Origin of the sequence: Rheinheimera metallidurans, assembly GCF_036983985.1 — a bacterium.
Taxonomy (GTDB): domain Bacteria; phylum Pseudomonadota; class Gammaproteobacteria; order Enterobacterales; family Alteromonadaceae; genus Alishewanella; species Alishewanella metallidurans.
In genome coordinates this window covers 765,573-789,088 of sequence record NZ_JALAHQ010000002.1, presented here as the reverse complement: position 1 = coordinate 789,088, position 23,516 = coordinate 765,573, and the positions used below count along the sequence as shown (strand labels likewise).

The 23,516-nt window shown below is 44.2% G+C and carries 20 protein-coding genes; 14 read left to right on the top strand and 6 right to left on the bottom strand.

All coding sequences use genetic code 11. The features are described from left to right. Positions 1 to 45: 45 nt before the first annotated feature. A complete protein-coding gene (gene clpB / locus MN199_RS09090; RefSeq protein ID WP_132584568.1) occupies positions 46 to 2,634 on the top strand; it encodes an ATP-dependent chaperone ClpB in 2,589 nt (862 codons plus the stop codon). A 133-nt stretch (positions 2,635 to 2,767) separates the two neighbouring features. Further along, on the top strand, positions 2,768 to 3,646 hold the full coding sequence (gene pssA, locus MN199_RS09085) for a CDP-diacylglycerol--serine O-phosphatidyltransferase (protein ID WP_335739181.1): 879 nt from the start codon (positions 2,768 to 2,770) through the stop codon (positions 3,644 to 3,646). A 91-nt stretch (positions 3,647 to 3,737) separates the two neighbouring features. Here the strand turns inward: pssA and MN199_RS09080 are convergent, their stop codons facing one another. Beyond that, entirely contained in the window at positions 3,738 to 5,282 is a 1,545-nt protein-coding gene (locus MN199_RS09080; protein WP_335739180.1) for a methyl-accepting chemotaxis protein, read from the bottom strand. A 220-nt stretch (positions 5,283 to 5,502) separates the two neighbouring features. Between MN199_RS09080 and gshA the strand changes: the two genes are divergently transcribed. Both gshA and MN199_RS09070 read left to right on the top strand, forming a co-directional pair. Continuing rightward, positions 5,503 to 7,107, top strand: coding sequence for a glutamate--cysteine ligase (gene gshA, locus MN199_RS09075; RefSeq protein ID WP_132584562.1), 1,605 nt, complete (start codon positions 5,503 to 5,505; stop codon positions 7,105 to 7,107). A gap of 75 nt (positions 7,108 to 7,182) precedes the next feature. Beyond that, positions 7,183 to 7,815, top strand: a complete 633-nt coding sequence (locus MN199_RS09070; RefSeq protein ID WP_132584560.1) for a transglycosylase SLT domain-containing protein — start codon at positions 7,183 to 7,185, stop codon at positions 7,813 to 7,815. A 41-nt stretch (positions 7,816 to 7,856) separates the two neighbouring features. Here the strand turns inward: MN199_RS09070 and MN199_RS09065 are convergent, their stop codons facing one another. Continuing rightward, entirely contained in the window at positions 7,857 to 9,125 is a 1,269-nt protein-coding gene (locus MN199_RS09065; protein ID WP_132584558.1) for an HlyC/CorC family transporter, read from the bottom strand. A gap of 65 nt (positions 9,126 to 9,190) precedes the next feature. Then, positions 9,191 to 9,997 carry a cytochrome C assembly family protein gene (locus tag MN199_RS09060; protein WP_132584556.1) on the bottom strand — a complete coding sequence of 269 codons (807 nt, stop codon included), beginning with the start codon at positions 9,995 to 9,997 and terminating at the stop codon, positions 9,191 to 9,193. A 149-nt stretch (positions 9,998 to 10,146) separates the two neighbouring features. On the opposite strand from MN199_RS09060, the gene ffh reads away from it, so the two are divergent. The 8 genes from ffh to tyrA all read left to right on the top strand — a co-directional run bounded on the left by ffh (position 10,147) and on the right by tyrA (position 16,722). After that, on the top strand, positions 10,147 to 11,514 hold the full coding sequence (gene ffh / locus MN199_RS09055) for a signal recognition particle protein (RefSeq protein WP_132584554.1): 1,368 nt from the start codon (positions 10,147 to 10,149) through the stop codon (positions 11,512 to 11,514). Positions 11,515 to 11,704: 190 nt separating this feature from the next. Further along, positions 11,705 to 11,956, top strand: a complete 252-nt coding sequence (gene rpsP, locus MN199_RS09050) for a 30S ribosomal protein S16 (RefSeq protein WP_132584552.1) — start codon at positions 11,705 to 11,707, stop codon at positions 11,954 to 11,956. 29 nt (positions 11,957 to 11,985) lie between these two features. Next, positions 11,986 to 12,513 (top strand): ribosome maturation factor RimM, encoded by a 528-nt coding sequence (gene rimM / locus MN199_RS09045; protein WP_335739179.1) that lies wholly within the window; start codon positions 11,986 to 11,988, stop codon positions 12,511 to 12,513. Then, a complete protein-coding gene (gene trmD / locus MN199_RS09040; RefSeq protein WP_132584548.1) occupies positions 12,513 to 13,301 on the top strand; it encodes a tRNA (guanosine(37)-N1)-methyltransferase TrmD in 789 nt (262 codons plus the stop codon). Before rimM ends, trmD begins: the two co-directional genes overlap by 1 nt. A 22-nt stretch (positions 13,302 to 13,323) precedes the next feature. Further along, complete coding sequence (gene rplS, locus MN199_RS09035) at positions 13,324 to 13,683, top strand: 50S ribosomal protein L19 (RefSeq protein WP_132584546.1); 360 nt, start codon at positions 13,324 to 13,326, stop codon at positions 13,681 to 13,683. A gap of 57 nt (positions 13,684 to 13,740) precedes the next feature. Further along, a complete protein-coding gene (locus tag MN199_RS09030; RefSeq protein ID WP_335739178.1) occupies positions 13,741 to 14,352 on the top strand; it encodes a DNA-J related domain-containing protein in 612 nt (203 codons plus the stop codon). 176 nt (positions 14,353 to 14,528) lie between these two features. Continuing rightward, positions 14,529 to 15,587, top strand: coding sequence for a 3-deoxy-7-phosphoheptulonate synthase (locus tag MN199_RS09025; protein WP_132584542.1), 1,059 nt, complete (start codon positions 14,529 to 14,531; stop codon positions 15,585 to 15,587). 1 nt (position 15,588) lies between these two features. Further along, a complete protein-coding gene (gene tyrA / locus MN199_RS09020; protein ID WP_132584540.1) occupies positions 15,589 to 16,722 on the top strand; it encodes a bifunctional chorismate mutase/prephenate dehydrogenase in 1,134 nt (377 codons plus the stop codon). Between the two features lie 56 nt (positions 16,723 to 16,778). On the opposite strand, the gene MN199_RS09015 is transcribed toward tyrA, so the two are convergent. Continuing rightward, on the bottom strand, positions 16,779 to 17,660 hold the full coding sequence (locus tag MN199_RS09015; protein ID WP_335739177.1) for an LOG family protein: 882 nt from the start codon (positions 17,658 to 17,660) through the stop codon (positions 16,779 to 16,781). A gap of 87 nt (positions 17,661 to 17,747) precedes the next feature. Between MN199_RS09015 and MN199_RS09010 the strand changes: the two genes are divergently transcribed. Both MN199_RS09010 and MN199_RS09005 read left to right on the top strand, forming a co-directional pair. Next, positions 17,748 to 19,154: an MBL fold metallo-hydrolase gene (locus MN199_RS09010; protein WP_335739176.1), complete on the top strand. Its 1,407-nt coding sequence runs from the start codon at positions 17,748 to 17,750 to the stop codon at positions 19,152 to 19,154. Positions 19,155 to 19,293: 139 nt separating this feature from the next. After that, positions 19,294 to 19,749: a hypothetical protein gene (locus tag MN199_RS09005; RefSeq protein ID WP_335739175.1), complete on the top strand. Its 456-nt coding sequence runs from the start codon at positions 19,294 to 19,296 to the stop codon at positions 19,747 to 19,749. A gap of 57 nt (positions 19,750 to 19,806) precedes the next feature. Here the strand turns inward: MN199_RS09005 and MN199_RS09000 are convergent, their stop codons facing one another. Then, the gene (locus MN199_RS09000) at positions 19,807 to 20,961 is read right to left on the bottom strand and encodes a chorismate mutase (protein ID WP_335739174.1); all 1,155 of its coding nucleotides are present in this window, start codon (positions 20,959 to 20,961) and stop codon (positions 19,807 to 19,809) included. A gap of 184 nt (positions 20,962 to 21,145) precedes the next feature. Continuing rightward, positions 21,146 to 23,491, bottom strand: coding sequence for a penicillin acylase family protein (locus MN199_RS08995; protein ID WP_335739173.1), 2,346 nt, complete (start codon positions 23,489 to 23,491; stop codon positions 21,146 to 21,148). Positions 23,492 to 23,516 lie beyond the last annotated feature (25 nt).

The following is a 23,516-nucleotide window of genomic DNA, read 5'->3' as shown; positions in this document are numbered from 1 at the left end:
ACCCAATCTTATAACACATCAGCACTGTGGTTATAGGAGGCGTAAATGCGTCTAGAAAAATTCACCAGTAAGTTTCAAGAAGCGATAGCCGATGCGCAATCGCTAGCGTTGGGTCGTGATCAGCAATTTATTGAGCCTGTACATTTAATGTTTGCCTTACTTAACCAAGAAGGCGGCACGGTGCGCGAATTGCTTAATCGCTTAGCCATTAACTTTAATGAATTACGCTCTAAGGTTAGCCAAGCTATTGACCGCTTACCACGGGTTGAAGGTGAGGGCGCTAATTTACAGCTATCGTCAGCTACCGCACAGCTATTACAACAGTGCGACAAGTTGGCGCAAAAGCGTAAAGATCAATTTATTTCCAGTGAATTATTTGTCTTAGCAGCAACGGACGATAAATCGGATTTAGGCAAAATTTTACGTTTAATTGGCGTAAGCAAAGAAAGCGTAGAGCAAGCGGTTGAGCAAATGCGTGGTGGACAAAAGGTTGACGATGCCAATGCAGAAGATACGCGTCAAGCGCTAACCAAGTACACTATCGATTTAACGGCAAGGGCAGAAGCAGGAAAATTAGACCCTGTTATTGGTCGTGACGAAGAAATTCGTCGCTGTATTCAAGTGTTGCAGCGGCGCACCAAAAATAACCCCGTGCTAATTGGCGCGCCAGGTGTGGGTAAAACCGCCATAGTCGAAGGGCTGGCACAGCGTATTATTAACAATGAAGTTCCCGAGGGCTTAAAAGGCAAGCGGGTATTATCGCTAGATATGGGATCTCTGCTAGCCGGCGCTAAATATCGTGGCGAGTTTGAAGAACGTTTAAAAGCGGTACTCAATGAACTGGCCAAAGAAGAAGGCCAAGTTATTTTATTTATTGATGAAATTCATACCATGGTCGGCGCTGGTAAAGCCGAAGGAGCTATGGATGCTGGCAACATGTTAAAACCCGCATTAGCGCGCGGTGAATTGCATTGCCTTGGCGCCACTACGCTTGATGAATACCGTAAATACATTGAAAAGGATGCCGCTTTAGAGCGTCGTTTTCAAAAGGTATTGGTAGAAGAACCTACCGTTGAAGACACTATCGCTATATTGCGCGGTTTAAAAGAGCGCTATGAGTTACACCATGCAGTAGAAATTACTGATACAGCAATTGTTGCTGCAGCAACCTTATCGCATCGTTATATTTCAGACCGGCAATTACCTGATAAGGCTATCGATCTGATAGACGAAGCGGCGTCGAGTATTCGTATGCAAATGGATTCTAAGCCTGAAGAGCTTGACCGTTTAGAGCGACGTATTATTCAGTTAAAGCTAGAAGATAACGCGCTGGCTAAAGAAACCGATGAAGCCACGAAAAAACGGCGTGAGATAATTCAGGAGCAAATTAGCGAGCTAGAAGTTAAATACAACGAGCTAGATGAAATTTGGGTATCAGAGAAAGCTGCCTTACAAGGTACGCAGCATATAAAAGCTGAGTTAGAGCAGGCTCGGTTAGATTTAGAAGTTTCACGCCGCGCCAGTGATTTACAACGTATGTCAGAGCTGCAATATGGTCGTATACCTGAGCTAGAAAAAAAGCTCGATTTAGCGTCACAAGCCGAAATGCATGAAAACCCGTTATTGCGTAATAAAGTAACCGAGCAAGAAATAGCCGACGTGTTGTCTAAAGCTACCGGTATTCCAGTAAGTAAGATGCTAGAGGGCGAACGCGATAAATTACTGCGGATGGAGCAGGTATTACACGAAAAAGTAATAGGCCAAGATGAAGCGGTAACAGCGGTGGCTCATGCTATACGGCGCTCACGTGCGGGTTTGTCTGACCCGAATAGACCTATAGGTTCGTTCCTATTTTTAGGGCCAACCGGGGTGGGTAAAACCGAATTAAGCAAAACACTTGCTGCTTTTTTGTTTGATAACCCCGATGCCATGGTGCGTATCGACATGTCGGAGTTTATGGAAAAGCATGCGGTATCACGCTTAGTGGGTGCCCCACCAGGCTACGTGGGCTATGAAGAGGGTGGCTATTTAACTGAAGCCGTTAGGCGTAAGCCCTATTCAGTTATCCTGCTAGATGAAGTAGAAAAAGCGCATCCAGATGTGTTTAATATTTTACTACAGGTACTGGACGATGGCCGCTTAACTGATGGTCAAGGCCGTACGGTAGATTTTAAAAATACCGTAATTATTATGACGTCAAACTTGGGTTCTGATTTAATTCAAGAGCACTATCTTGAATATAGCCATAATCAAATGAAAGACATGTTAATGGAGGTATTGTCTAAACAGTTCAGGCCAGAGTTTTTAAACCGTTTAGATGAAACCGTGGTATTTCATCCGCTGGATAGTAAGCAAATACACAGTATTGCGAAAATTCAGCTGGCGCGATTAGAGCAACGTTTGGCAGAGCGTCAGTATCACTTCAGTATTACTGATGCAGCGCTAGATAAATTGGCGGAAATAGGTTTTGACCCTTTATATGGTGCACGGCCATTAAAACGGGCAATTCAGCAACATTTAGAAAACCCGTTAGCTCAGGCATTATTGCAAGGCGATGTGCCTCCAGGCAGCACAGTAGTACTAGATCATAACGGTGAAAAGTTTGTTGTGAGTAATAAACCCCAAGCTACTTAAACCAAGCACTGCAGAAGTTAAGTAACCATAGAATAAAAAGTGACCGCAATGCGGTCACTTTTGCCATTAGGCTATTCATGTTAAGGTATGTCACTTATAATCCACTGTAATTACACAACGCAGAAGTTGCTTTATGAACGAGTCAAAAATGAACGATACCGCCCCACGTAAGGGTATTTTCTTATTACCTAACTTGCTAACAACAGGTGGTTTATTTTCTGGTTTTTATGCCATTGTGGCATCAATGCAAGGTCGTCTTGCGGGTGCTGACGCAGTATTGGCAAATGAATATTTTATCAATGCGGCGATTGCGGTTTTTATTGCCATGATATTTGATGGCCTAGACGGTCGCGTGGCACGGCTTACCAATACCCAAAGTGAGTTTGGTGCACAGTACGATAGTATGTCTGACATGTTGTCATTCGGTGTCGCGCCAGCGCTAATTGCTTATAATTGGGGTTTATCAAGCTTAGGTAAATTTGGTTGGCTAGCCGCCTTCGTGTTTGTGGCTTGTGCTGCACTGCGTTTAGCTCGCTTTAATGCAAATTTAGGTGTTACCGATGGGCGTTTCTTTCAAGGTTTGGCTAGTCCAGCAGCTGCGGCTTTAGTTGCAGGCATGGTTTGGACTGGCAGTAGCTATGATTTTAATGGTCATCAATATGGATATATTGTCGGCATTATTACCATTGTGTCTGGTTTGCTGATGGTAAGTAACTTCCGTTATAATTCATTTAAAGATATTAACTGGCGCGATAGAGTGTCATTTTTAGCTATCTTATTGGTTGTGCTAACTTTCGTTGTTATCGCGTATCGTCCAGCTGAAATGTTATTTGGTATTTTCTTAATTTACGCGTGTTCGGGGCCAATTACCACGATACGCAGTGTACGAAAATTAAAGTTAGAGCATATCGTTGGTGATTCAGATGATGCAGATTTTGTTGATGATGTAACTGATAACGAAGCCGACGCTGAAAACAATACTGCAGAGAAAAATACCGATAAGCCAGAGTAGTATGCCTTGCTTGCAAAGCTGTATTGACAACGCTTAATCGAGATACAAATATAAAAAAGCCGGGGCATTGGTATGTACCCCGGCTTTTTTTTTAGCTAAAACTCTTATTTAAATCAGCAATGGCACCAGCTTGTTGTTGTAACGCATGGCTGTTATCAGCAACTACCTGAATATTACTTAGGTTACTTTGCGCAATCTGCTGTATTTGTTCAACGCTTTGTTGCACATCTTGCGCTACCGCACCTTGCTGTGTAGCTGCTGTAGTAATTTGTGACGATAACTGGGCAATATGATCAATCATGCGAGAAATATCAGCTAGCTGCTGTTGGCTATGCTCAGTTTCTTCAACGCAAACCTCAACTCTTTGCCGGCTGTTCAGCATCACTTTGCCCCAACTTAATAAGGTTTGTTGAATTTCACCAATTGATTGCTTAATTTGTTCAGTTGCGTTGTGCGTGCGCGATGACAATGCTCTTACTTCATCCGCCACTACAGCAAAACCGCGGCCATGTTCACCGGCACGCGCGGCTTCAATGGCCGCATTTAATGCAAGTAAGTTAGTTTGATCAGCTATACCTTGAATTTCGCTCATTACCGCACCAATACGCTCGGCTTCTACTGCTAAGCTATCTGCCGTTGCCGCAGCGCCTTGTACCTCAGTGGCGAGCTGCTTCACCGTATTCGCCGTTTGCTGCATGCTGATTCTGGCATTCTGGCAAATTTGATGGGTATTATTAACTTGTTGATGCGTATCTTGAGTACGGCCAGCAATTTCTTGCACTGTGCTATACAGCTCAGAGGTTGCTGCGACAATACGCTTTAATCTGTCGTGCTGCTGATTAATGCCTTGTTCGGTTAGGTGCACGGCTTCGGCTTGCGTTTCGGCAATGGTTCTTAGTGCGGTTGTGCTATCCAGGGTGCGGCCTAAAATGGTATGTAACCTTGCTTGCGCCATTTGTTGTTGAAAATCGACAATACCGTACGGGCCAAAACCCGAGTAAATCCAGCGCGACACGCTATCAAACTGTAATTTAGTTTGCTGTAATTTATTAGGAATTATAAACAGTTCGTCAAAGCAGCATAAAGCCCAAACCATGGGCAATAATAATGCAAGTAAAAAATGGCTGCCAAAAAGTGCACTGCCGCCAGCGGCTAATAGTAGGCTAGCTGTAAGCGCTAGTATGCGCTTACGCATAAACTGGCTGCGCCAATCAGAGGGAATTTTACCTGCAGCTATTTGTGGGTAACTCTTATCGGCACGGACAATTAACTTGGCGTCGGCTTTTATCCGTACCGACTGATAACCTATAAGCTTATGTTGTTGGTAAATAGGTGTAACAAAGGCATCAACCCAATAATAGCGGCCATCTTTACAACGGTTCTTTACTAAACCCCGCCACGATTGACCTTGCTTAAGCTTTTGCCATAAATCGGCAAAGGCTGCAGCTGGCATATCGGGATGGCGAACAATATTATGGTTTTTACCTACTAACTCTTCAGCGCTAAAGCCAGATACTGCACAAAATGCGGGGTTGGCATAAGTAATTACACCGCGCAAGTCAGTGGTTGAAACCAATTCCTGTTCTTTACCGTATACAACTTCTTCATTTATTATGTGTTTATTACGACGATTCATATTATTGACTTAGAAATTTGGATTACTACCTAATAGGTAGATTGTAAATCAGTAAAGGTGCAATTACAGCTTGAAATCCGGCGGTTTTACTACACCGCTCGTTAGTCGGGGTAATAATTGATTGTTCAACCGTAAATAGCAGGCTAAAGTAAATCTCGGTCTTGAGTTTTTGCGTAACGCCCCCAATTTTAACTCACTCGAGCACCAATAAGGAATTATCTTGGACCCAATTTTACAACAACGTCTGGCAAAGCTGAATTCAGCAACTGATAAAAAAGCAATTGTGGGTATTCGGCGCGGTATTGAGCGAGAGACGTTGCGAGTAAAACCAGATGGTAAGTTAGCCTTAACGCCGCATGCCATCGCATTAGGATCAGCGTTAACTCATCCTTTGCTCACAACCGACTTTTCTGAGTCATTACTGGAATTTATTACCCCGGCGACAGACAGCATTGATACTACGCTGGCGCAGTTGAGTGATATTCATCGGTTCACTATTAAAAATATTGGTGACGAGCAGTTCTGGGCTGGCAGTATGCCGTGTTTTATTAATGATCAAGCACAGATCCCGTTCGCCCAATATGGTAGCTCTAACGTTGGACAGATGAAAACACTATATCGTAAGGGGTTATCTAATCGTTACGGTAGCATGATGCAGGCGATTAGTGGTGTGCACTTTAACTTTTCGTTTTCGCAAAGTTTTTGGCAACAATACCAACAAGTGCTTGGGCAAGATGGCCAGCTGCAAGATTTTATCTCAGAGCAATATTTGGCACTTATTCGTAACTACAAGCGCTATGTTTGGTTAATTGTCTATCTGTTTGGTGCCTCACCGGCCATGTGTAAGTCGTTCTTAGAAGGACGAAAAAGCCGCTACAGCTTCGAGTCACTAGGCAAAGGTTCGTTGTATTTGCCTTATGCGACATCGTTACGAATGAGTGATTTAGGTTATACCAGCAGTGCGCAATCTGACTTGCATATTACCTATAATAGCTTAGATGAATACATTTCAGGTTTGCACGCTGCTATTAGCAAACCATCAGCCGATTATCAAAAGATTGGCGTTAAGGTTAACGGCGAGTACCAGCAATTAAATGCCAATATACTGCAAATTGAAAATGAATTTTACGCCACCATCCGGCCCAAACGCACTACCGAGTCTGGCGAGCGACCAACCTGCGCCTTAGCCAAGCGGGGCGTAGAATATATTGAAGTGCGCGCGCTAGACGTTAACCCGTTTAGCCCTGTCGGCATTACCGCAGAGCAAATGCGCTTTTTAGATATTTTCTTATTATACTGCTTGCTAAGAGATAGTCCTGAATTGACGGTGGCAGAGCAAATTGTTACTGAGCAAAATTTAAAAACCGTCGTTACCGAAGGTCGGCGCAATAACTTGAACATTATGCAGCAAGGCACACCGCGACTAATGCTGGACTGGGCCGAAGAGCTATTTGCCGATATGATGCCAATAGCGCAGTATTTAGACTCTGCTTATGGTGTTGATAGCTACAGTACAACGCTAAAACAGTTTTATATTTGTTTGCTAGATCCTGCGCAAACGTTGTCTGGCCAATTACTGCATAAGCTATTGACCACGCAGCAAGATAACGGCAGTTTTATTTTACAATTATCTGCTGAGTATAAGCAGCAGTTAGCCCAGCAACCGTATCAATATTATAACGAGCAGCAACTTGTTACGGTAGCGACAGAATCGTTGCTAAAGCAGCAGCATATTGAGCAGCTAGACGACGTTAATTTTGATCAGTATATTACGCAGTACTTTGCCGAAGTGCCGCAATGTGAAGATAAAAAAATGGCTACCTGATTAAAAGTAGCCATAAATGATATCTAGGGAGAATAAAACTTGGTTGCATCCGTGCACCTTGTTAGAATCACCCGAATGAATAAAGTTCAACGTGTTATTAAACCCCTGATTACAACCGCTATAGTAAGCTTATTACTTAGCGGTTGTGCTACTCCTCCGCCGAAAAACACTTCAAATCTATGTGAAATTTTTTCCGAACACCGCAGTTGGTATGATGCCGCCGCAAAAGTTCGCGATAAATGGGGCGTGCCTATTCATGTGCCAATGAGCATGATGTATCAAGAAAGTAGCTTTAAACATAATGCTCGACCACCCATGCGCTGGTTTTTAGGTTTTATTCCTTACGGCCGTGCTAGCTCTGCTTATGGTTATTCACAGGCTAAAACCGTTACTTGGGATGAGTACGTTAAAGAAGCGAATCGTTTTTGGGCCAGCCGAGATAACTTTGATGATGCCATCGATTTTATGGGCTGGTATATCAGCAAAAGTCAGCGCCTAAACGGTGTATCAAAATGGGACGCTTATGCGCAGTACCTTAACTATCACGAAGGTTGGGGTGGCTATAAGCGCGGGACCTATAACAAGAAAGGTTGGTTAATACAGGTAGCAAAGAAAGTAGATAGCCGTGCAACCTTGTATGCAGGGCAGCTAAAGGGCTGTGAAGAAGACTTAAAACGTGGCTGGCTGTGGCGAATGTTCTTTGGTTAAAAGCTTAAAAAAAACCGGCAAAGCCGGTTTTTTGAATCGTACTAATTCACTTTTAATAGTGGCAAGATACGTACGGTTTTAATCATATTATCTTGCACATCAATAACTTCCATTGGGTAACCTGATAGACGAATACTAAGGCTACCATGTGGGATTTCTTCTAGGTATTCCAGAATTAAACCATTTAAGGTTTTAGGGCCGTCGGTGGGTAACTCTAAACGCATTTCACGGTTAAGATCACGCAAGTTAATGCTGCCATCAATTAAGAAAGAGCCATCGGGCTGCTGTCTAATATCTTCGTGGCTATCTTCGGCAATGTCGGTCGTAAATTCACCTACCACTTCTTCTAATATGTCGGCAAGTGTTACTAAGCCTTGAATGTCGCCATATTCGTCTACTACTAAGCCGATACGTTCTTTAGTGCGCTGAAATTTAAGTAATTGAGTACTTAGTGGCGTACCATCCGGAATAAAGTAAATCTCGCTTACTGCACGCATCAAATTAGCTTTAGTTAATTGCTCTTTTATTAGCAAACGCATTAGTTCGCGCGGATGCACAAAGCCTAATGCGTCATCAATGCTATCGCGGTACAGCAAAATACGGCTATATTGTACATTTGCTAGCTGGCGCTCAATGTTTTTCCACTCATCGTTAATATCAATACCCACAATTTCATTGCGCGGTACCATGATATCTTCAACGGTTGCGTTTTCTAAATCGAGTACCCCAACCAACATACTTTGATGTTGTTCAGGGATCAGTGCGCCGGCTTCATGTACCACGGTACGTAATTCTTCAGCGCTTAAACTATTACCTTGATGCTTTTCTGAGCTGATACCCATAATCGCCAGCATACCGTTAGTAATAGCGTTAACTAACCATACCAGAGGATAAAATACTTTAAGCAATAACTTCAGCAAGGCAGAGCTTGGAAATGCGATCCGTTCAGGATGCAGCGCCGCTATAGTTTTTGGCATTACTTCTGCGAACACCAGCACGACCATCGTTAAGACAACGGTTGCTATAGCAATACCAAGGTCGCCATACAAGCGCATGCCAATGATAGTGGCGATAGCTGAAGCGGCGATATTAACCATATTGTTGCCGATAAGGATAAGGCCTATCAACCGGTCAGGTCGCTTTAGTAGCTCGCTAACTCTAGTGGCACCCTTATGATTCTCGTTTGTTAAATGTTTTAAACGATAAGGGTTTACAGACATCATGCCTGTTTCCGATCCGGAGAAATAGGCAGATATGAATAACAGCACGCCAAGAATGATAAATAGCGTACTTGTTGATATGTCGTCCAAAAGTTAAATACCTGTATTGCCAAACACCCGTACTAAATATTACGAAGTGTCGGTTGAGTCAAGGATTAAAGTGTATTTAGCAGCACTTCTCGTACAAAACGGCTACCAAAGTAACCCAGTGTGAGTAGAGACGCGCCAGTGATAGTTAAAATGTTTGCTGTTTTACCACGCCAACCTTTACGTGCATGGCCCCAACATAAAATGGCAAATACCACAAAACCAAGTAGGCTAAACACATTTTTATGCAGGTTTTCTTTGGCTAGCCAGTTATCCATAAATAGTGCGGATACGACTAATGCTAAACCCAATATTGCCGTGCCTGCCATTAGTAAGCGAAATTGCAGCACCTCTGCCTGCACTAAAGGCGGCATATAGCGGGTCATGGCGGCAAAGTTTTTTTGTTTTAGCTTATTGCTAATGTAGCTCACTTGAAATGAATACAGCATTGCCATCATTAAAATTGCGTAGGCAATAAAGGCCAGCATAATATGCACGAGCAGGCCGACATCTTGTTCGAAATGCTGCAGTTGTACCGAGTGAGGCAAAGTAAGCACCGCTAGCTGCACCAGTGCGGCAAAACCGTAGACTACCGGTAACAGTAAAATAGTAGGGGTGCGCATTGCCGTAAGCGTTACTGCGACAGTAATTAACCAACAAACTAATGAGCTAACATTTAATAGGCTGAAGTTTTGGCCTTGTGCGGTAAATAATATATTTGCCAGTACCAGCATATGGATAACTAAACCGACAACGGCAGCTGTAAAGGTAGTTTTAAAATGAGGCCCTTGCGGGTGGAAAATACGCAGCAGTACTGAGCCGGTGGCAACCAAGTAAGCAATTAAAGCCAGTGCAGTTAACAGCGCCGTGGACATCAGTGGTATTTCCTTTCATTTAAATGGTTTGATATTGTATTGCAACTTTCGTCATATGCCCAGCATCAGAAGCAACAGTTTCTTAACGGCTGCGCATAGCGTTTGTATTTGATATAATCAGACGCATTATTGCAGTTGAGTGTAAAACCATGTTTGAGAATCTTTCCGATCGTTTAAGTGCTACGTTAAAAAACATTACCGGCCGCGGACGTTTAACTGAAGACAATATTAAAGACACGCTACGCGAAGTGCGCATGGCGCTGCTTGAAGCTGACGTTGCCTTGCCAGTGGTGCGTGATTTTGTTGCTACAGTAAAAGAGCGTTCAGTCGGCCTTGAAGTAAGTAAAAGCCTGACGCCGGGGCAAGAGTTTTTAAAAATTGTCCGTAAAGCGCTTGAAGATGCCATGGGCGAAGCGAACGAAGAGCTAGCGTTAAATACTCAACCGCCTGCAGTAGTAATGATGGCTGGCTTACAAGGTGCCGGTAAAACCACATCGGTTGCTAAATTAGCGAAGTTTTTAACCGAGCGCAAAAAGAAAAAAGTGCTGGTCGTGTCGGCCGACGTTTATCGCCCTGCAGCGATTAAACAGCTAGAAACGCTGGCCAAAGATGTTGGTGTAGAGTTTTTCCCTAGTGATATTTCGCAAAAACCAGTTGATATCGTTAATGCAGCAATAGCTTTTGCTCGAACCCGTATTTTTGATGTGTTGTTAGTAGATACTGCTGGTCGCTTGCACATCGACGGCGAAATGATGGATGAAATTAAAGCCTTACACGCTGCGGTAAAGCCGATTGAAACGTTGTTTGTTGTAGACGCTATGACGGGGCAAGATGCGGCCAATACAGCTAAGGCGTTTAACGATGCTTTGCCACTTACCGGTGTTATTTTAACTAAAGCCGATGGTGACGCTCGAGGCGGTGCAGCGCTGTCTATTCGCCACATAACGGGCAAGCCCATTAAGTTTATTGGTACCGGTGAAAAAACCGATGCTCTTGAGCCGTTTCATCCAGATCGTATTGCATCGCGCATTTTAGGCATGGGCGACATGCTTAGCTTAATTGAAGAGCTAGAGCAAAAAGTAGATAAAGATAAAGCTGCGAAAATGGCGCAAAAAGTAATGAAAGGCAAAGGCTTTTCGTTAGAAGATTTTCGTGAGCAATTGGTACAAATGCGCGGCATGGGTGGCATGATGTCAATGTTAGACAAACTGCCCGGCATGAAAAACCTGCCAGCAGGTGCGATGAATCAAATGGGCGATAAGCAATTTGTAAAAATGGAAGCCATTATTAATTCTATGACGCAAAAAGAGCGCGAATTTCCCGATTTATTAAAAGGCTCACGTAAAAAGCGTATTGCGGCAGGTTCCGGCACACAGGTGCAAGATATTAATCAGCTGCTAAAGCAATTTACCCAGATGCAAAAGATGATGAAGCAAATGTCGGGTAAAGGCGGCTTAATGAAAATGATGCGTGGTATGGGCGGCAAAATGCCACCGGGTATACTGCCGCCGCGTTAGGCTTCCTCTGCGTTTCAAGCCCTGCTTATATTAGGCAGGGGTTCTGTTATTCGTTATATTGACAAACCCTGCCTGCAAAGCCCGAAATGCCTTGCAATTATGCGTCAAATCAGTAAAATGCTGCAGCCCTTCAGTCCGACTGGAGGTGTTGTTATTTTTTAAAACCTGAACGATAAAATTAGAGGGCCTTATGGTAACTATTCGTTTACAACGTGGTGGCGCAAAAAAGCGTCCATTTTACCAAGTTGTGGTAGCGGACAGCCGTTTTGCTCGTGACGGCCGCTTTATTGAGCGCGTGGGTTTCTTTAACCCAATCGCTGGCGGTACTGAAGAGAAACTGCGTCTGGACCTAGACCGCATTAATCACTGGGTAGCACAAGGTGCTTCACTGAGTGATCGCGTTACAACTTTAGTGAAAAACGCTACTAAAGCAGCTGCTTAATTAGCAAATGGTCGTGTGGGGTAGTCAGCTTGAGTGAGAAAGATTTAGTCGTTCTTGGCAAATTTGGTGCAGTTTACGGTATCAATGGCTGGCTGAAAGTTAACGCTTACACCGACTTCCCGGAAGGGATTTTTGATTACACACCTTGGCAAATAAAATTCCAAGGTAGCTGGCAACCAGTGCAAGTGTCTAGCTGGAAGCGCCATAGTAATGGCCTGATAGCAAAACTGGACGGCGTTAATGATCGTGATGTGGCTCAGCGTTATGTAAATGCTGAAATTGCCATAACCAGCAACGCACTGCCTTCGTTAGAAGACGGTGATTATTACTGGAAAGACCTAATGGGCTTAGCCGTAATAAACGAAGCGGGTTATCACCTAGGTGAAGTTATCGACATAATGGAAACCGGTTCTAACGACGTATTAGTGGTTAAAGCCAACCGTACCGATGCATTTGGTCAGAAAGAAAGGTTGTTGCCGTTTTTAATGACTTCTGTCATTAAAAGTGTCGATTTAATCGAGCGTCGCATTATCGTAGACTGGGATCCAGCGTTTTAATGCCTGAGAACAACAAATTGTGGATTGGCGTTGTATCGTTATTTCCGCAGATGTTCGAAGCAATAACGCAATATGGGGTCACTAGCCGAGCTGTGAAGCAGGGCATTATACAGTTGCAGTGTTGGAACCCGCGGGATTACGCCACGGACAAACATCGCACAGTAGATGACCGGCCTTATGGTGGTGGCCCAGGTATGCTGATGATGGTGCAGCCGTTAAGTGACGCGATACGCGCCGCGAAGCAAGCTGCAGGTGGAAAGGTACACACGGTATATTTGTCGCCGCAAGGCCGCAAACTAGACCAACAAGGTGTAGCTGAACTGGCGCAACATTCTAAGCTACTATTAGTAGCTGGCCGTTATGAAGGCATTGATGAACGCGTAATTGAAAGCGAAATTGACGAAGAATGGTCAATTGGTGATTACGTATTAAGTGGCGGTGAATTGCCGGCGATGGTACTGATTGATTCAGTTTCTCGCTTAGTACCTGGTGTACTTGGGCATGAACAGTCAGCTGAACAGGATTCTTTTGCATCCGGTTTGCTTGATTGTCCACACTACACAAGGCCTGAAGTGTTATCGAATAAACAGGTGCCATCAGTATTACTGAGTGGTAACCATGAAAATATACGACGCTGGCGTTTAAAGCAGTCTCTTGGGAGAACCTGGCTTAGACGACCGGATATGTTAAATCTCCTGGCTCTGACTGAGGAGCAACGACGGTTACTGGCTGAGTTTCAACAAGAACATCAGCAAGAGTGCCGGACGGGGCAGCAACAAGACAGTTAATTCCAGGTAAAGTGAGATTGTTATGAGCAAAGTTAGCCAAAACATTATCAAAATGCTTGAAGACGAGCAGTTAAAGAAAGACGTTCCTGCGTTCGCGCCGGGCGATACTGTAATCGTTCAAGTTAAAGTTAAAGAAGGTGATAAAACTCGTTTACAGGCATACGAAGGCGTTGTTATTGCTAAGCGCAACCGTGGTCTGCATTCTGCGTTCACTGTACGTAAGATCTCTAATGGCGAAGGTGTTGAGCGTGTATTCCAGACGCACAGCCCAATGGTAGACAGCATCACTGTTAAACGTCGTGGTGCAGTTCGCCGTGCTAAGCTTTACTATTTACGCGATCGTTCAGGTAGATCAGCGCGTATCCGCGAAAAGCTTAACTAAGCAATTCTTAAAAGGCCGACACTTGTCGGCCTTTTTTCTTTCTGGCATGGTGTCGCTATGACAATATCTAACGCGCCCTTAGCTGAATCTATTCTTACCCTGCTACAAGGTCAGTTACACAGCCTTATTTTGGCGCATCAACCAGAAAATAGCGTGATTGAAGAACAATATTTATTGCAACGGCTTGGGCTTAAATTACAAGCAGACGAAGTAATAAGTGCTGATCTGGCGCGGTTTCAGCAGCATTTTGTGCTGTATCATCTGCTATATCGTCTACAACATAGCCTAATACTAGAGCAACAAATCTATCTCAATATTGGCTTAGCCAAAGTGCAATGTTTAGCCATTAGTGACGCCCCAGAACAACAAGCGGACGCTAGCCGGCGTGCTTACTACCTTAATTGGCATAATTTTTATGCTATGACCGAGCAAATACTGGATCAACAGCTGCAAGCATTTTGGCAGAATGTTAATCGTCAATCTTCTACTACTTATATACCAACGGCAGAGGCACTAAACCTGCTGGAACTTGATCTTAGTTTTAACCTACTTCAGCTAAAAAAGGCCTATCGGGTTAAAGCATTGCAGCTGCACCCTGATCGAGGTGGTGATCAACAGCAATTTATTTTGCTACGCCAAGCTTACCAGCAGCTATTGCAGAAATTTTAATCGCATTTTGTATGTAATTGTGTACAAAAATATCCATAGCGAAAAAATGCCTTAATCTTGTTTTTAATAGCTTGCATTGGGTTGACGCGCTTTGCTTAGATCTTTATTATCGACATTTGTAATTTATTTAATACGATGTGTAATTTAAAGTTTACACTCGGTGTTGAGGTTGTGGTATGAGTAAAAGAGTAGACGATCTGCGCGTGGTGTCAGCAAAACCACTTAGCCCGCCGGCAGTACTAAAAAAGGTATTACCATTATCTGAACAGGGCGCGAAATTTGTGCAACTTGCTCGTCGCGATATTGCCAACATAGTGCATGGCCGTGATAAACGTTTACTGGTAGTTGCTGGCCCTTGTTCAATTCATGATCCAATTGCAGCTATTGAGTATGCAAAAAAACTAAAGCAGCTGCAGCTACAATATGCAGACAGCTTATATATCGTGATGCGAGTGTATTTTGAAAAACCACGTACTACGGTAGGCTGGAAAGGCTTTATTAATGATCCACATTTAGATGATTCGTTTGACTTAGAAACGGGGTTAACCTGGGGTCGAGAGCTGTTGTTAAAAATGGTTGAGCTAGAGTTACCAACGGCGACCGAAGCGCTAGACCCGATTAGCCCACAGTATTTATCTGACTTAATTAGCTGGTCTGCTATAGGTGCGCGTACAGTAGAGTCGCAAACTCACCGTGAAATGGCCAGTGGTTTATCTATGCCGGTTGGTTTTAAAAATGGCACCGACGGTAATTTAAATGTCGCTTTTAATGCCTTGCAGTCGGCGGCAAGTGGCCATAGCTTTATTGGTATAAATCAACGCGGGGAGGTGAGCTTAGTGCAAACGGCCGGTAACCCCGATGGCCATATTATTTTGCGCGGCGGTGTGACGCCAAATTACGATGAACAAAGTATTAGTGATGTCTTGGCTAAACTAGATAAGCTAAAATTACCACGTGGTATTGTGGTTGATTGTAGCCACGGCAATTCTAATAAAGATCATAACCGCCAAGGTGAAGTAGCATTAAATGTTATTGCTCAGCGTCAAGCGGGTAATGAGGCCATAATTGGTATTATGCTAGAAAGCCACCTTAATGCAGGACGGCAGGAGTTAACTAATGGCAAAGCAGAAAAATACGGTGTTTCAGTTACCGATGCCTGTATCGATTGGGACACCACTGCCGTGTTGCTAGCCAGCTTGCATCAAAAAATGCAACCCGTAGTAGTTGCAGCCTAACATGACTAAGCCAACAGCTCAGCAAGCCTTAGCGCCTTTACGCCAGCAAATAGATAGTATTGATAGCCAGTTAGTTGCACTACTGGCTGCGCGCGCTCAAGTTACTGCCCAGGTTGGCGTAGTGAAGCAACAATATGCGCTGCCGGTGTATGTGCCAGAGCGCGAGCAACAATTGCTTGCGGCAAGGCGGCAACAAGCGATGCAGCTTGGTGTATCTGCTGATCTTACTGAAGATATTCTGCGGCGTATAATGCGTGAATCATACCAAACCCAAGAAAGCGGTTTTGTTTGTTGCCGCAAAACTGGCGGCAAGGTGGTTATTGTCGGCGGAGGCGGCGCACTAGGTGCTCGGTTTGCTAGCTTATTTCAACGCTCTGGCTATCAGGTTGCAATATTAGAGCAGCAAGACTGGCCTAATGCTAAAGCAATTTGTGCTGATGCGGCGCTGGTGCTAATGGCAGTGCCAATTACCTTAACTGAGCAATTAATTAACCAGTTACCTGCTTTAGCTAAAGATTGTGTGTTGGCAGACATTACCAGTATTAAAGTTCAGCCGTTAAACGTGATGCTAAATAAGCACACTGGCCCCGTGCTTGGCTTGCACCCAATGTTTGGCGCTGATGTTACTAATTTAGTTAAGCAGGTGGTGGTGGTATGCCATGGCCAACACGCTGAGCAGTATCAATGGTTGCTAGAGCAGCTAAAAGTATGGGGAGCAGAGCTAACTGAAAAAGTTGCGCATGAGCACGATAGTGCCATGCAGCTTATTCAGGCAATGCGACACTTCTCGTCTTTAGCCTATGGTGTGCATTTGGCTGACGAAAAAGCAGACTTGCCAATGTTATTACAACTAAGTTCGCCAATATATCGATTAGAGCTTGCTATGGTTGGGCGTTTGTTCGCACAAAATGCTGAGCTATATGCCGATATTATGCTTTCATCTTCTGCGGTAGCGGCACTTTTACAGCGTTATCAGCAGCGTTTTAATGAACTGCTGCAGCTGTTAGAAAGCAAAGATAAAGCTGGCTTAATGGCACAGTTTGGCAAAGGGCAGCAATTTTTTGGTGAACTGGCTGAGCAATTTTTACAAGAAAGTAAACAGCTATTACAAAAAGCCGCTGATAGTCGAAGTTAAGCTAAAACATATAGTTAGCGTTAAGATCAGCGGCAGCGTTGCCAATATATGCGCGTTTACTTATTAAGTTTATAAAACTCAGTTATTTGTTGCCATGCATCTTCAGGGGTTTCTGCATACTGAATCAGGTTTATGTCTTCAGGGTTAATTAAACCTTCCTCTACCAACATGTCAAAATTGATTAAGCGCTGCCAAAATGCTTTATCGTATAAGATAACCGGTACCCGTTCGGCCTTTTTAGTTTGAATCAGGGTTAGCGTTTCAAACAGTTCATCTAGCGTACCAAAACCACCCGGAAAGGCTACTAGAGCGCGAGCTCGTTGTAAAAAGTGCATTTTACGAATAGCAAAGTAATGAAACTGAAAACAAAACTCTGGTGTAATGTATGGGTTAGGTTGCTGTTCTTTTGGTAAAACAATGTTTAAACCAATACTCTTACCGCCGGCATTCATGGCACCGCGATTCGCTGCTTCCATAACGCCTGGGCCACCGCCACTAATAATCGTCATCGCACAATCGGTATTCGCACAACTAAACTGGGTAGCGAGCTCGGCAAATTTTTGTGACGCGCTATAATACTTACTGTTGCGAAATTGTTTTTCTGCAGCTCGCAGCGCGAGTTGGTTTTCTGCTGAATTATTTTGCGCTAAATGTTGTTTAGCTTTTATCACTTCTGTCTCGGCTTGCTCTGGAGCTAAAAAGCGAGCGCTACCAAATACCACGATGGTGGCATTAATATTATGGTGTTCTAACACCATCTGTGGCTTTAAATACTCAAGCTGCAAGCGGACATGGCGTAATTCGTCTTGTGTTAGAAAATCATTATCAGCAAAGGCTAAGCGGTAGGATACATTGTCTTGCAACCTAGCTATAGCCTCAGCGGATTGTTTGGCAGAGGCTAGGTGGCGGTCGTGCAGTTGGTGTGGGTCTGAAGCCATGATACTCGGTTCCTTGATTGTTACAGGTTAAGCAAAAGAAAAAGTGATAATCTGTAGCCTAGATGGTTTGGTTAATAAGGATATAGTATGTCGTTATCTGCAACATTACAGTTTATTGGAGCGGCGCAACAAGTTACGGGATCTTGCTATCTTATCAAATTAGGTAACAAACAGATATTGCTCGATTGCGGGATGGTGCAGGGCGCAGACCAAATACGCGAGTGGCACAAGTTTCGTTTTGCATTTAAGCCCAAAGATATCGACTTGGTTATTTTATCGCATGCACATATCGACCACAGCGGTTTGTTACCTTTATTAGTTGCCCGCGGTTTTGATGGCAAAATTATTTGTACGCCCGGCACGGCAGAATTACTCCCCGTTTTATTGAAAGACTCAGTGCATTTGTATTTAAAAGATTTGGAATGGCAAAACCGAAAAGCAGCAAGAGCAGGAAAGAAACTACAAGATCCCGTGCTCAGGTTGCAAGATGCAGAACGCGCAGTACAACTGTGTCAGCCAGTACCTTATAAAAAACGTGTTCTGCCTTTACCTGGCTTAGAATTAGAGTTTGCAGATGCAGGGCATATTCTGGGTTCAGCCATTGTGCAGCTGTGGCTTAAAGGCAACCAAGGTATGAGAAAGCTGGTGTTTTCAGGTGACTTAGGTAATCCATCAACTGTTTTAATGTATGACCCTGCTGAAATTGGTCAAGCTGATATAGTACTAATGGAAAGTACTTATGGTAATCGAAATCATCAGGACCTTGATAGCTCGCTAGCAGAGTTAACTGCTGCTCTAGAGCAAGCGCATAAAGATGGCGGGAATGTGTTTATTCCGGCTTTTGCACTGGGCCGAACGCAAGAAATTTTATACTACCTTGCCTTATTACATCACCAAGGCCGGTTAAAACAACGCGTGGTATTTCTTGATAGCCCAATGGCGATTAGCATTACCGGTATTTATAATGAGTATTTACGTTGTTTAGAACAAAGTGATCTTGCAGCTATAGGCTTTAAACCTAGCATGCAGCTACAAGATTTATTGCCCATACTGCGTTTTACTGAAAGTGTTGAAGAGTCTATGGCTATAAATCGTGTAACCGAAGGCGCCATTGTTATCGCTGGTAGCGGTATGTGTAATGGCGGGCGCATCGTGCACCATTTAAAACACAACTTATGGAAAAGCTCTAATCACCTGATTTTTGTTGGCTTTCAAGCTCAGGGCACCTTAGGCCGACGTTTAGTTGATGGAGAGCGCCGAGTTAAGTTGTTTGGCCAAGATATTGTTGTTAAAACAAAGGTGCATACGATAGGTGGTTTTTCTGCTCATGCCGATCAGTCTGAGCTCATAAATTGGGTGCAGGCAATAGGTGGTCAGCCGCGTATTTATTTAGTGCATGGTGAGTCTGAAGCACAATTGGCATTACAAGAAAAATTAGCTGAGCTGGGCATTAATACGCAAATACCAGAAAAAGGCGATGTGATTGAGCTTTAGGGTTAGACAATACCTAGTGTTTGCACTGGGCCTAGGATCCTAGCTTAGGCCCTTATGGTTAAATTAGCCGCTCTGTAATTATGTTGGCTCTATATCTTCGCTGGGGTAACTTATCATTTTTTTACGTAAGGAAAATGTTGTGAGAAAAATAATCTATCTCGTGAACTTGTTATTTTGTCTGCTACCGTATGGCTTTGTGTCTGCACAGCAACACGAGCTAATAACAATAGATTTACCCGCATATAAAACAGATAAAGCACTGATAGTGAAAAGGTTGGCACAGTTTCAAACAGAAGGTGAAGTCAGCAAGTTAATTAATGAGCCGGATATTCAAGTAAAGCTGCGTGCTCATGTGATATTTTCAAAAAATTACCAGCTTAATCAGCTAAAAGCTAAAACTGATTTTGAACGGGCTAGGTTGGCTGTAATGGCGCTTCGTTATTATGGTCAGTTCGGGCAACTGGATATTATCAAACCGTTAGGCCCAAGAAAGGGTTACCTCATTTTATCAGCTGATCCACAGGTTTATACCAGACAATTGCTTCTGGTTGGGGATGTTGAGGCGCAATTAGCTATATTGCTAGAGTTACTGTAGTTCCAGCAGCTTAGGGCTGGCTGGAACTTTATGCAATGAGTTATTACTGCTTTTAACCTAATTGGTCGTTACTACTGTTGGTTCTATATCTTCACTTGGGTAACAGCCGAGTACCTTAATAAACTTTGTAATTCTATTTAACTCTTCTAAAGCGCGGGTCATGGCGTAGTCGTTTAAATTAGCAAATACATCGACGTAGAACATTTCTTCCCACGGGTTGCCATTTATGGGGCGTGATTCTAGCTTGCCCATGCTAATGCCATGCTGTTTTAGCACCAGTAAGGCGTCTACTAAGGCTCCGGGTTGCTGGCCGGTATACATAATAAAAGTGGTTTTTGCTGGCAGGGCTTTGGCAACCGTTACTGGTTTACGCGCGACGACAATAAACCGACTGACGTTATCTTTTTGATTGGCAAGATCACGCGTTAGTACATTTAGGCCATACAACTGGCCGCCTTCTTCACCGCCAATAGCAACTATCGTGGGGTCTTGTTGCTGTTTAATGCGGTTAAATGCATCTGATGAGCTATCACAATATTCAATTTTTACCTGTGATAAGCCCTGTAAATATTGACTGCACTGGGCAATAACTTGTGGGTGGGCACACACTTGACGAATTTTACTCAGATCGGTTTGCGCTAAGCCTAGTAAACAGTGGGCAATTGGGTGGGTAAGCTCGCCAACAATAGATAACCGAGTGTGCTGCAAAATATCATACACTTCGTTAATACTGCCAGAAGAAGTATTTTCTATTGGCAATACCGCATAGTCGGCATGACCAGTTTCTACTGCTTGCACTATATCGTTAAAGCTATCGCAACCGTGTTCAATAATACGCCCAGCACGACGGGCAAAATATTTTTGTGCCGCCCAGTAACTGTAAGAACCTTGACCACCAAGAAAGGCTACCCGCACGGTCGGTTCGTTAGTGCCATTAAGTTGGCCCTGAATTTTGGCTTGTTGCTGTAATACCGAGTCTTCAATAATAACGTGATATAACCGAGTAACGTACTGCGCATCCAGTGCTAACGGCTTGCCTTGTTCGATTAAAGATACTAACAGCTCTTGCTCACGCTTCTGATCTCTAATCGGTTTGTTAGTGGCTAGTTTGGCGTCGGCTACAGCCAGCGCAAGTAGTCGACGTTGTGACAATAAACTCAGTAGTTGGCGGTCGATATCACTAATTGCTTGACGTATTTCATCCAGTTCCATGTTAATTATCTCTTGGTTTAAGCATTAAAAATAAGCAAAAAAAAACCTCCCATTATGGGAGGTTTTTAGGTTTTACTGCGCGCGCAGCTTACCGCCTCCCAAGTCGGGTGGTAAAGTTAAAAAAGCTGAGCGCAATAATTATTCGTTTCATAGTCGCTAACATAGTTGGTCTAGATGGCTAAAGTCAACCCTGAGGCGTTAACAATAGCTGGTATTTTTTCTCACCGGGTAAAAACGGCAGTGCCACTTCGTTTAGCCAATACTGATGATCTGCACGGTAAAAGGGCGATAATGGGTGGCCAGATTGCCCTGCAGGTATGGTTAAAATACCTTGCTGTTCTTGCCCAGGTGCTACCACCATACGCTCTGATTGGCCAAAACCAGGTAGTTGTACTCTAGGCATATGGCGATCGCCGTTCATTGGCGTTGCCGGCATATTTAACCAATCACCGAATAACGGAATTGCTGATGCTAACGGATGATTAATTTTCGCCGGGTTAACTTGCCCCCATTGGCTGTGTTCTAAGTTGCCATATTGGTGCTCAAGCTCGGCTTTACTTTGTAGCACGGCGGCCAGCATGAGTTCCGACCAGCTGCTGTATGGTGCCGGCAGGGTATCGCTACGCTGCTGTTGTAACAGTTGCCACATGGGGGTTTCTAACGAGAACTTTAAATCTTGGCTGCGGGCATCATGTTGCTCAAGTAATGCCGACAGCGAGGCGAATTGCAGTTCTAATAATTGCTGGCGAAAGGCGCGCACCAGTGTGTAACCCACTGCATCGGTGCTAGCATGAGTGCTGCTATTAACTACGTGCTGTCGATAGGCTTGTAGCTGATGTTGTGTAACTGCAGCAGGGTCTAACACTTGAAGTAACAGTTGTTGCCAGCGCTGAAGCATCAATGCCCGATTATCTAGCTGAATTTGATGCAGAGCATGTTCGTCGGCCTGTTGTAATTCGTCTAATCCTTGCTTAATTTGCCAACCTCTGGCGCCTAAATCATAGCCACCATTACCCATAAGAGTATAAGCTTCACCGCCAATCATTCTGGCATTGGCGGTCCATAGCCTGTCAGCATCGGTATACTGTGGTTGTAAATCAGCTTCCTGATAGCCAAGCCAACGCTCGGTGCCGCTACTCCAATCTTGTGCGGTATCAAAATCGGTTAGTTGCCTTACTGGAATAGGGCCAATTAGGCTCCAACCAATCTGACCAAGGTGGTCGGCAACTAATAGGTTTTGTACCGGTACACCGACCGAGGGCGCTAGCTTAAGTGCTTCGGCTACCGTATTGGTTTGCTCTAGTTGCAGTAGGTTAAAGTTTACTGCGATATCATCATGCGCTACCCAACGCAGGGCAAAAACGGGGCTATTGCCAAACTTTACCACTGGGCCCCATTGGGTTTCTGTAAGCTCAAGCGTCTGATCTGGCTGGCCAGCAATTTTAATCGTTTCATACTGATAGGTTAGTGGTTGCCAACCGTCTGTGGTTAAATAGCGTTTGTTATCATCTGACAATTTTAAAGCAATTAAATCATGCCAATCGCCGGTGCTATTGGTAAAGCCCCAAGCTACTTTGCCATTTGAACCGGCTACTATCGCTGGCGTACCGGGTAAGGTTAAACCGGTAACAGTATGCAAATTGCCGTTTTCGCGCCAATTAAGTTGGGCCTTATACCAAGTGCTAGGTACGCGAATACCTAGATGCATATCGTCAGCTAAAATTGCACTGCCATGGCTAGTGAGGTTACCGGCAACAGCAAAGTTGTTACTCCCAATATCGGCACTGTCCATAAGTGTGCATTGACGGCAGGCATTACGTTGCTGGCGCAGTGCGGCTGGATATTCCGACTCCGGCATAGCTATTGGTGCAACCACACTGCCATCCAGTGCAGCCTGCCAAATATCAGAATGCTGTTGTAAAAACTGATACCAGTCGCTAGGTAATGCCTGTTTTAGCACTGTCATTGCATAGTCATCGCGGCCTAGCTTGCTTTGTAAATCGAGGTACATGCTGTAGATCACTAAAAACGAATCGGCGGTGCGCCATGGTTCTGGCGTTTGCCCTAACAGGCTGTATTCAAAAGGTGGCAAGCTTAGTGATGCCAAGCCTTCATTAACGCCATTAGTATATGCGTTAAGCCGTTGTTGTTCATTAGCACTAAGTTGCGCTAACGCACGTTCTGCCCGAAAGCGAAAGCGATGTTGGCGCTGGGCTTTATCGGTATTAAGCGCGCGTTCGCCAAATAAGGCGGATAACTCACCTGCAGCATTACGACGTAAAATATCCATTTGAAAAAAACGCTCTTGCGCATGGGCAAAGCCTAAGGCAAACGCGGCATCAGTGCGATTAGCCGCATGAATGCTTAGGTAACCCAGAGCGTCGCGCTCTAAGCGCGCCGTATTATCAATGCTCGTTTTTTGCTCGCCGTCGTATACGGGTAAACTTAGCCGTAGTGCGCCATAAATTAGCGCGGCAAATAAGGCCAACAGCAAGGCTAGTGCGCTTAGAGTCCATTTCCACCAATTCATCTTTATGCTTCTCTAGTATAAAATC

Bases quoted from the DNA above. Each gene is read 5' to 3' on its own strand.
- clpB (WP_132584568.1), top strand. From the start codon at position 46: ATGCGTCTAGAAAAATTCACCAGTAAGTTTCAAGAAGCGATAGCCGAT.
- pssA (WP_335739181.1), top strand. From the start codon at position 2,768: ATGAACGAGTCAAAAATGAACGATACCGCCCCACGTAAGGGTATTTTC.
- MN199_RS09080 (WP_335739180.1), bottom strand. From the start codon at position 5,282: ATGAATCGTCGTAATAAACACATAATAAATGAAGAAGTTGTATACGGT.
- MN199_RS09070 (WP_132584560.1), top strand. From the start codon at position 7,183: ATGAATAAAGTTCAACGTGTTATTAAACCCCTGATTACAACCGCTATA.
- MN199_RS09060 (WP_132584556.1), bottom strand. From the start codon at position 9,997: ATGTCCACGGCGCTGTTAACTGCACTGGCTTTAATTGCTTACTTGGTT.
- ffh (WP_132584554.1), top strand. From the start codon at position 10,147: ATGTTTGAGAATCTTTCCGATCGTTTAAGTGCTACGTTAAAAAACATT.
- rpsP (WP_132584552.1), top strand. From the start codon at position 11,705: ATGGTAACTATTCGTTTACAACGTGGTGGCGCAAAAAAGCGTCCATTT.
- trmD (WP_132584548.1), top strand. From the start codon at position 12,513: ATGCCTGAGAACAACAAATTGTGGATTGGCGTTGTATCGTTATTTCCG.
- rplS (WP_132584546.1), top strand. From the start codon at position 13,324: ATGAGCAAAGTTAGCCAAAACATTATCAAAATGCTTGAAGACGAGCAG.
- MN199_RS09030 (WP_335739178.1), top strand. From the start codon at position 13,741: ATGACAATATCTAACGCGCCCTTAGCTGAATCTATTCTTACCCTGCTA.
- MN199_RS09025 (WP_132584542.1), top strand. From the start codon at position 14,529: ATGAGTAAAAGAGTAGACGATCTGCGCGTGGTGTCAGCAAAACCACTT.
- tyrA (WP_132584540.1), top strand. From the start codon at position 15,589: ATGACTAAGCCAACAGCTCAGCAAGCCTTAGCGCCTTTACGCCAGCAA.
- MN199_RS09015 (WP_335739177.1), bottom strand. From the start codon at position 17,660: ATGGCTTCAGACCCACACCAACTGCACGACCGCCACCTAGCCTCTGCC.
- MN199_RS09010 (WP_335739176.1), top strand. From the start codon at position 17,748: ATGTCGTTATCTGCAACATTACAGTTTATTGGAGCGGCGCAACAAGTT.
- MN199_RS09000 (WP_335739174.1), bottom strand. From the start codon at position 20,961: ATGGAACTGGATGAAATACGTCAAGCAATTAGTGATATCGACCGCCAA.
- MN199_RS08995 (WP_335739173.1), bottom strand. From the start codon at position 23,491: ATGAATTGGTGGAAATGGACTCTAAGCGCACTAGCCTTGCTGTTGGCC.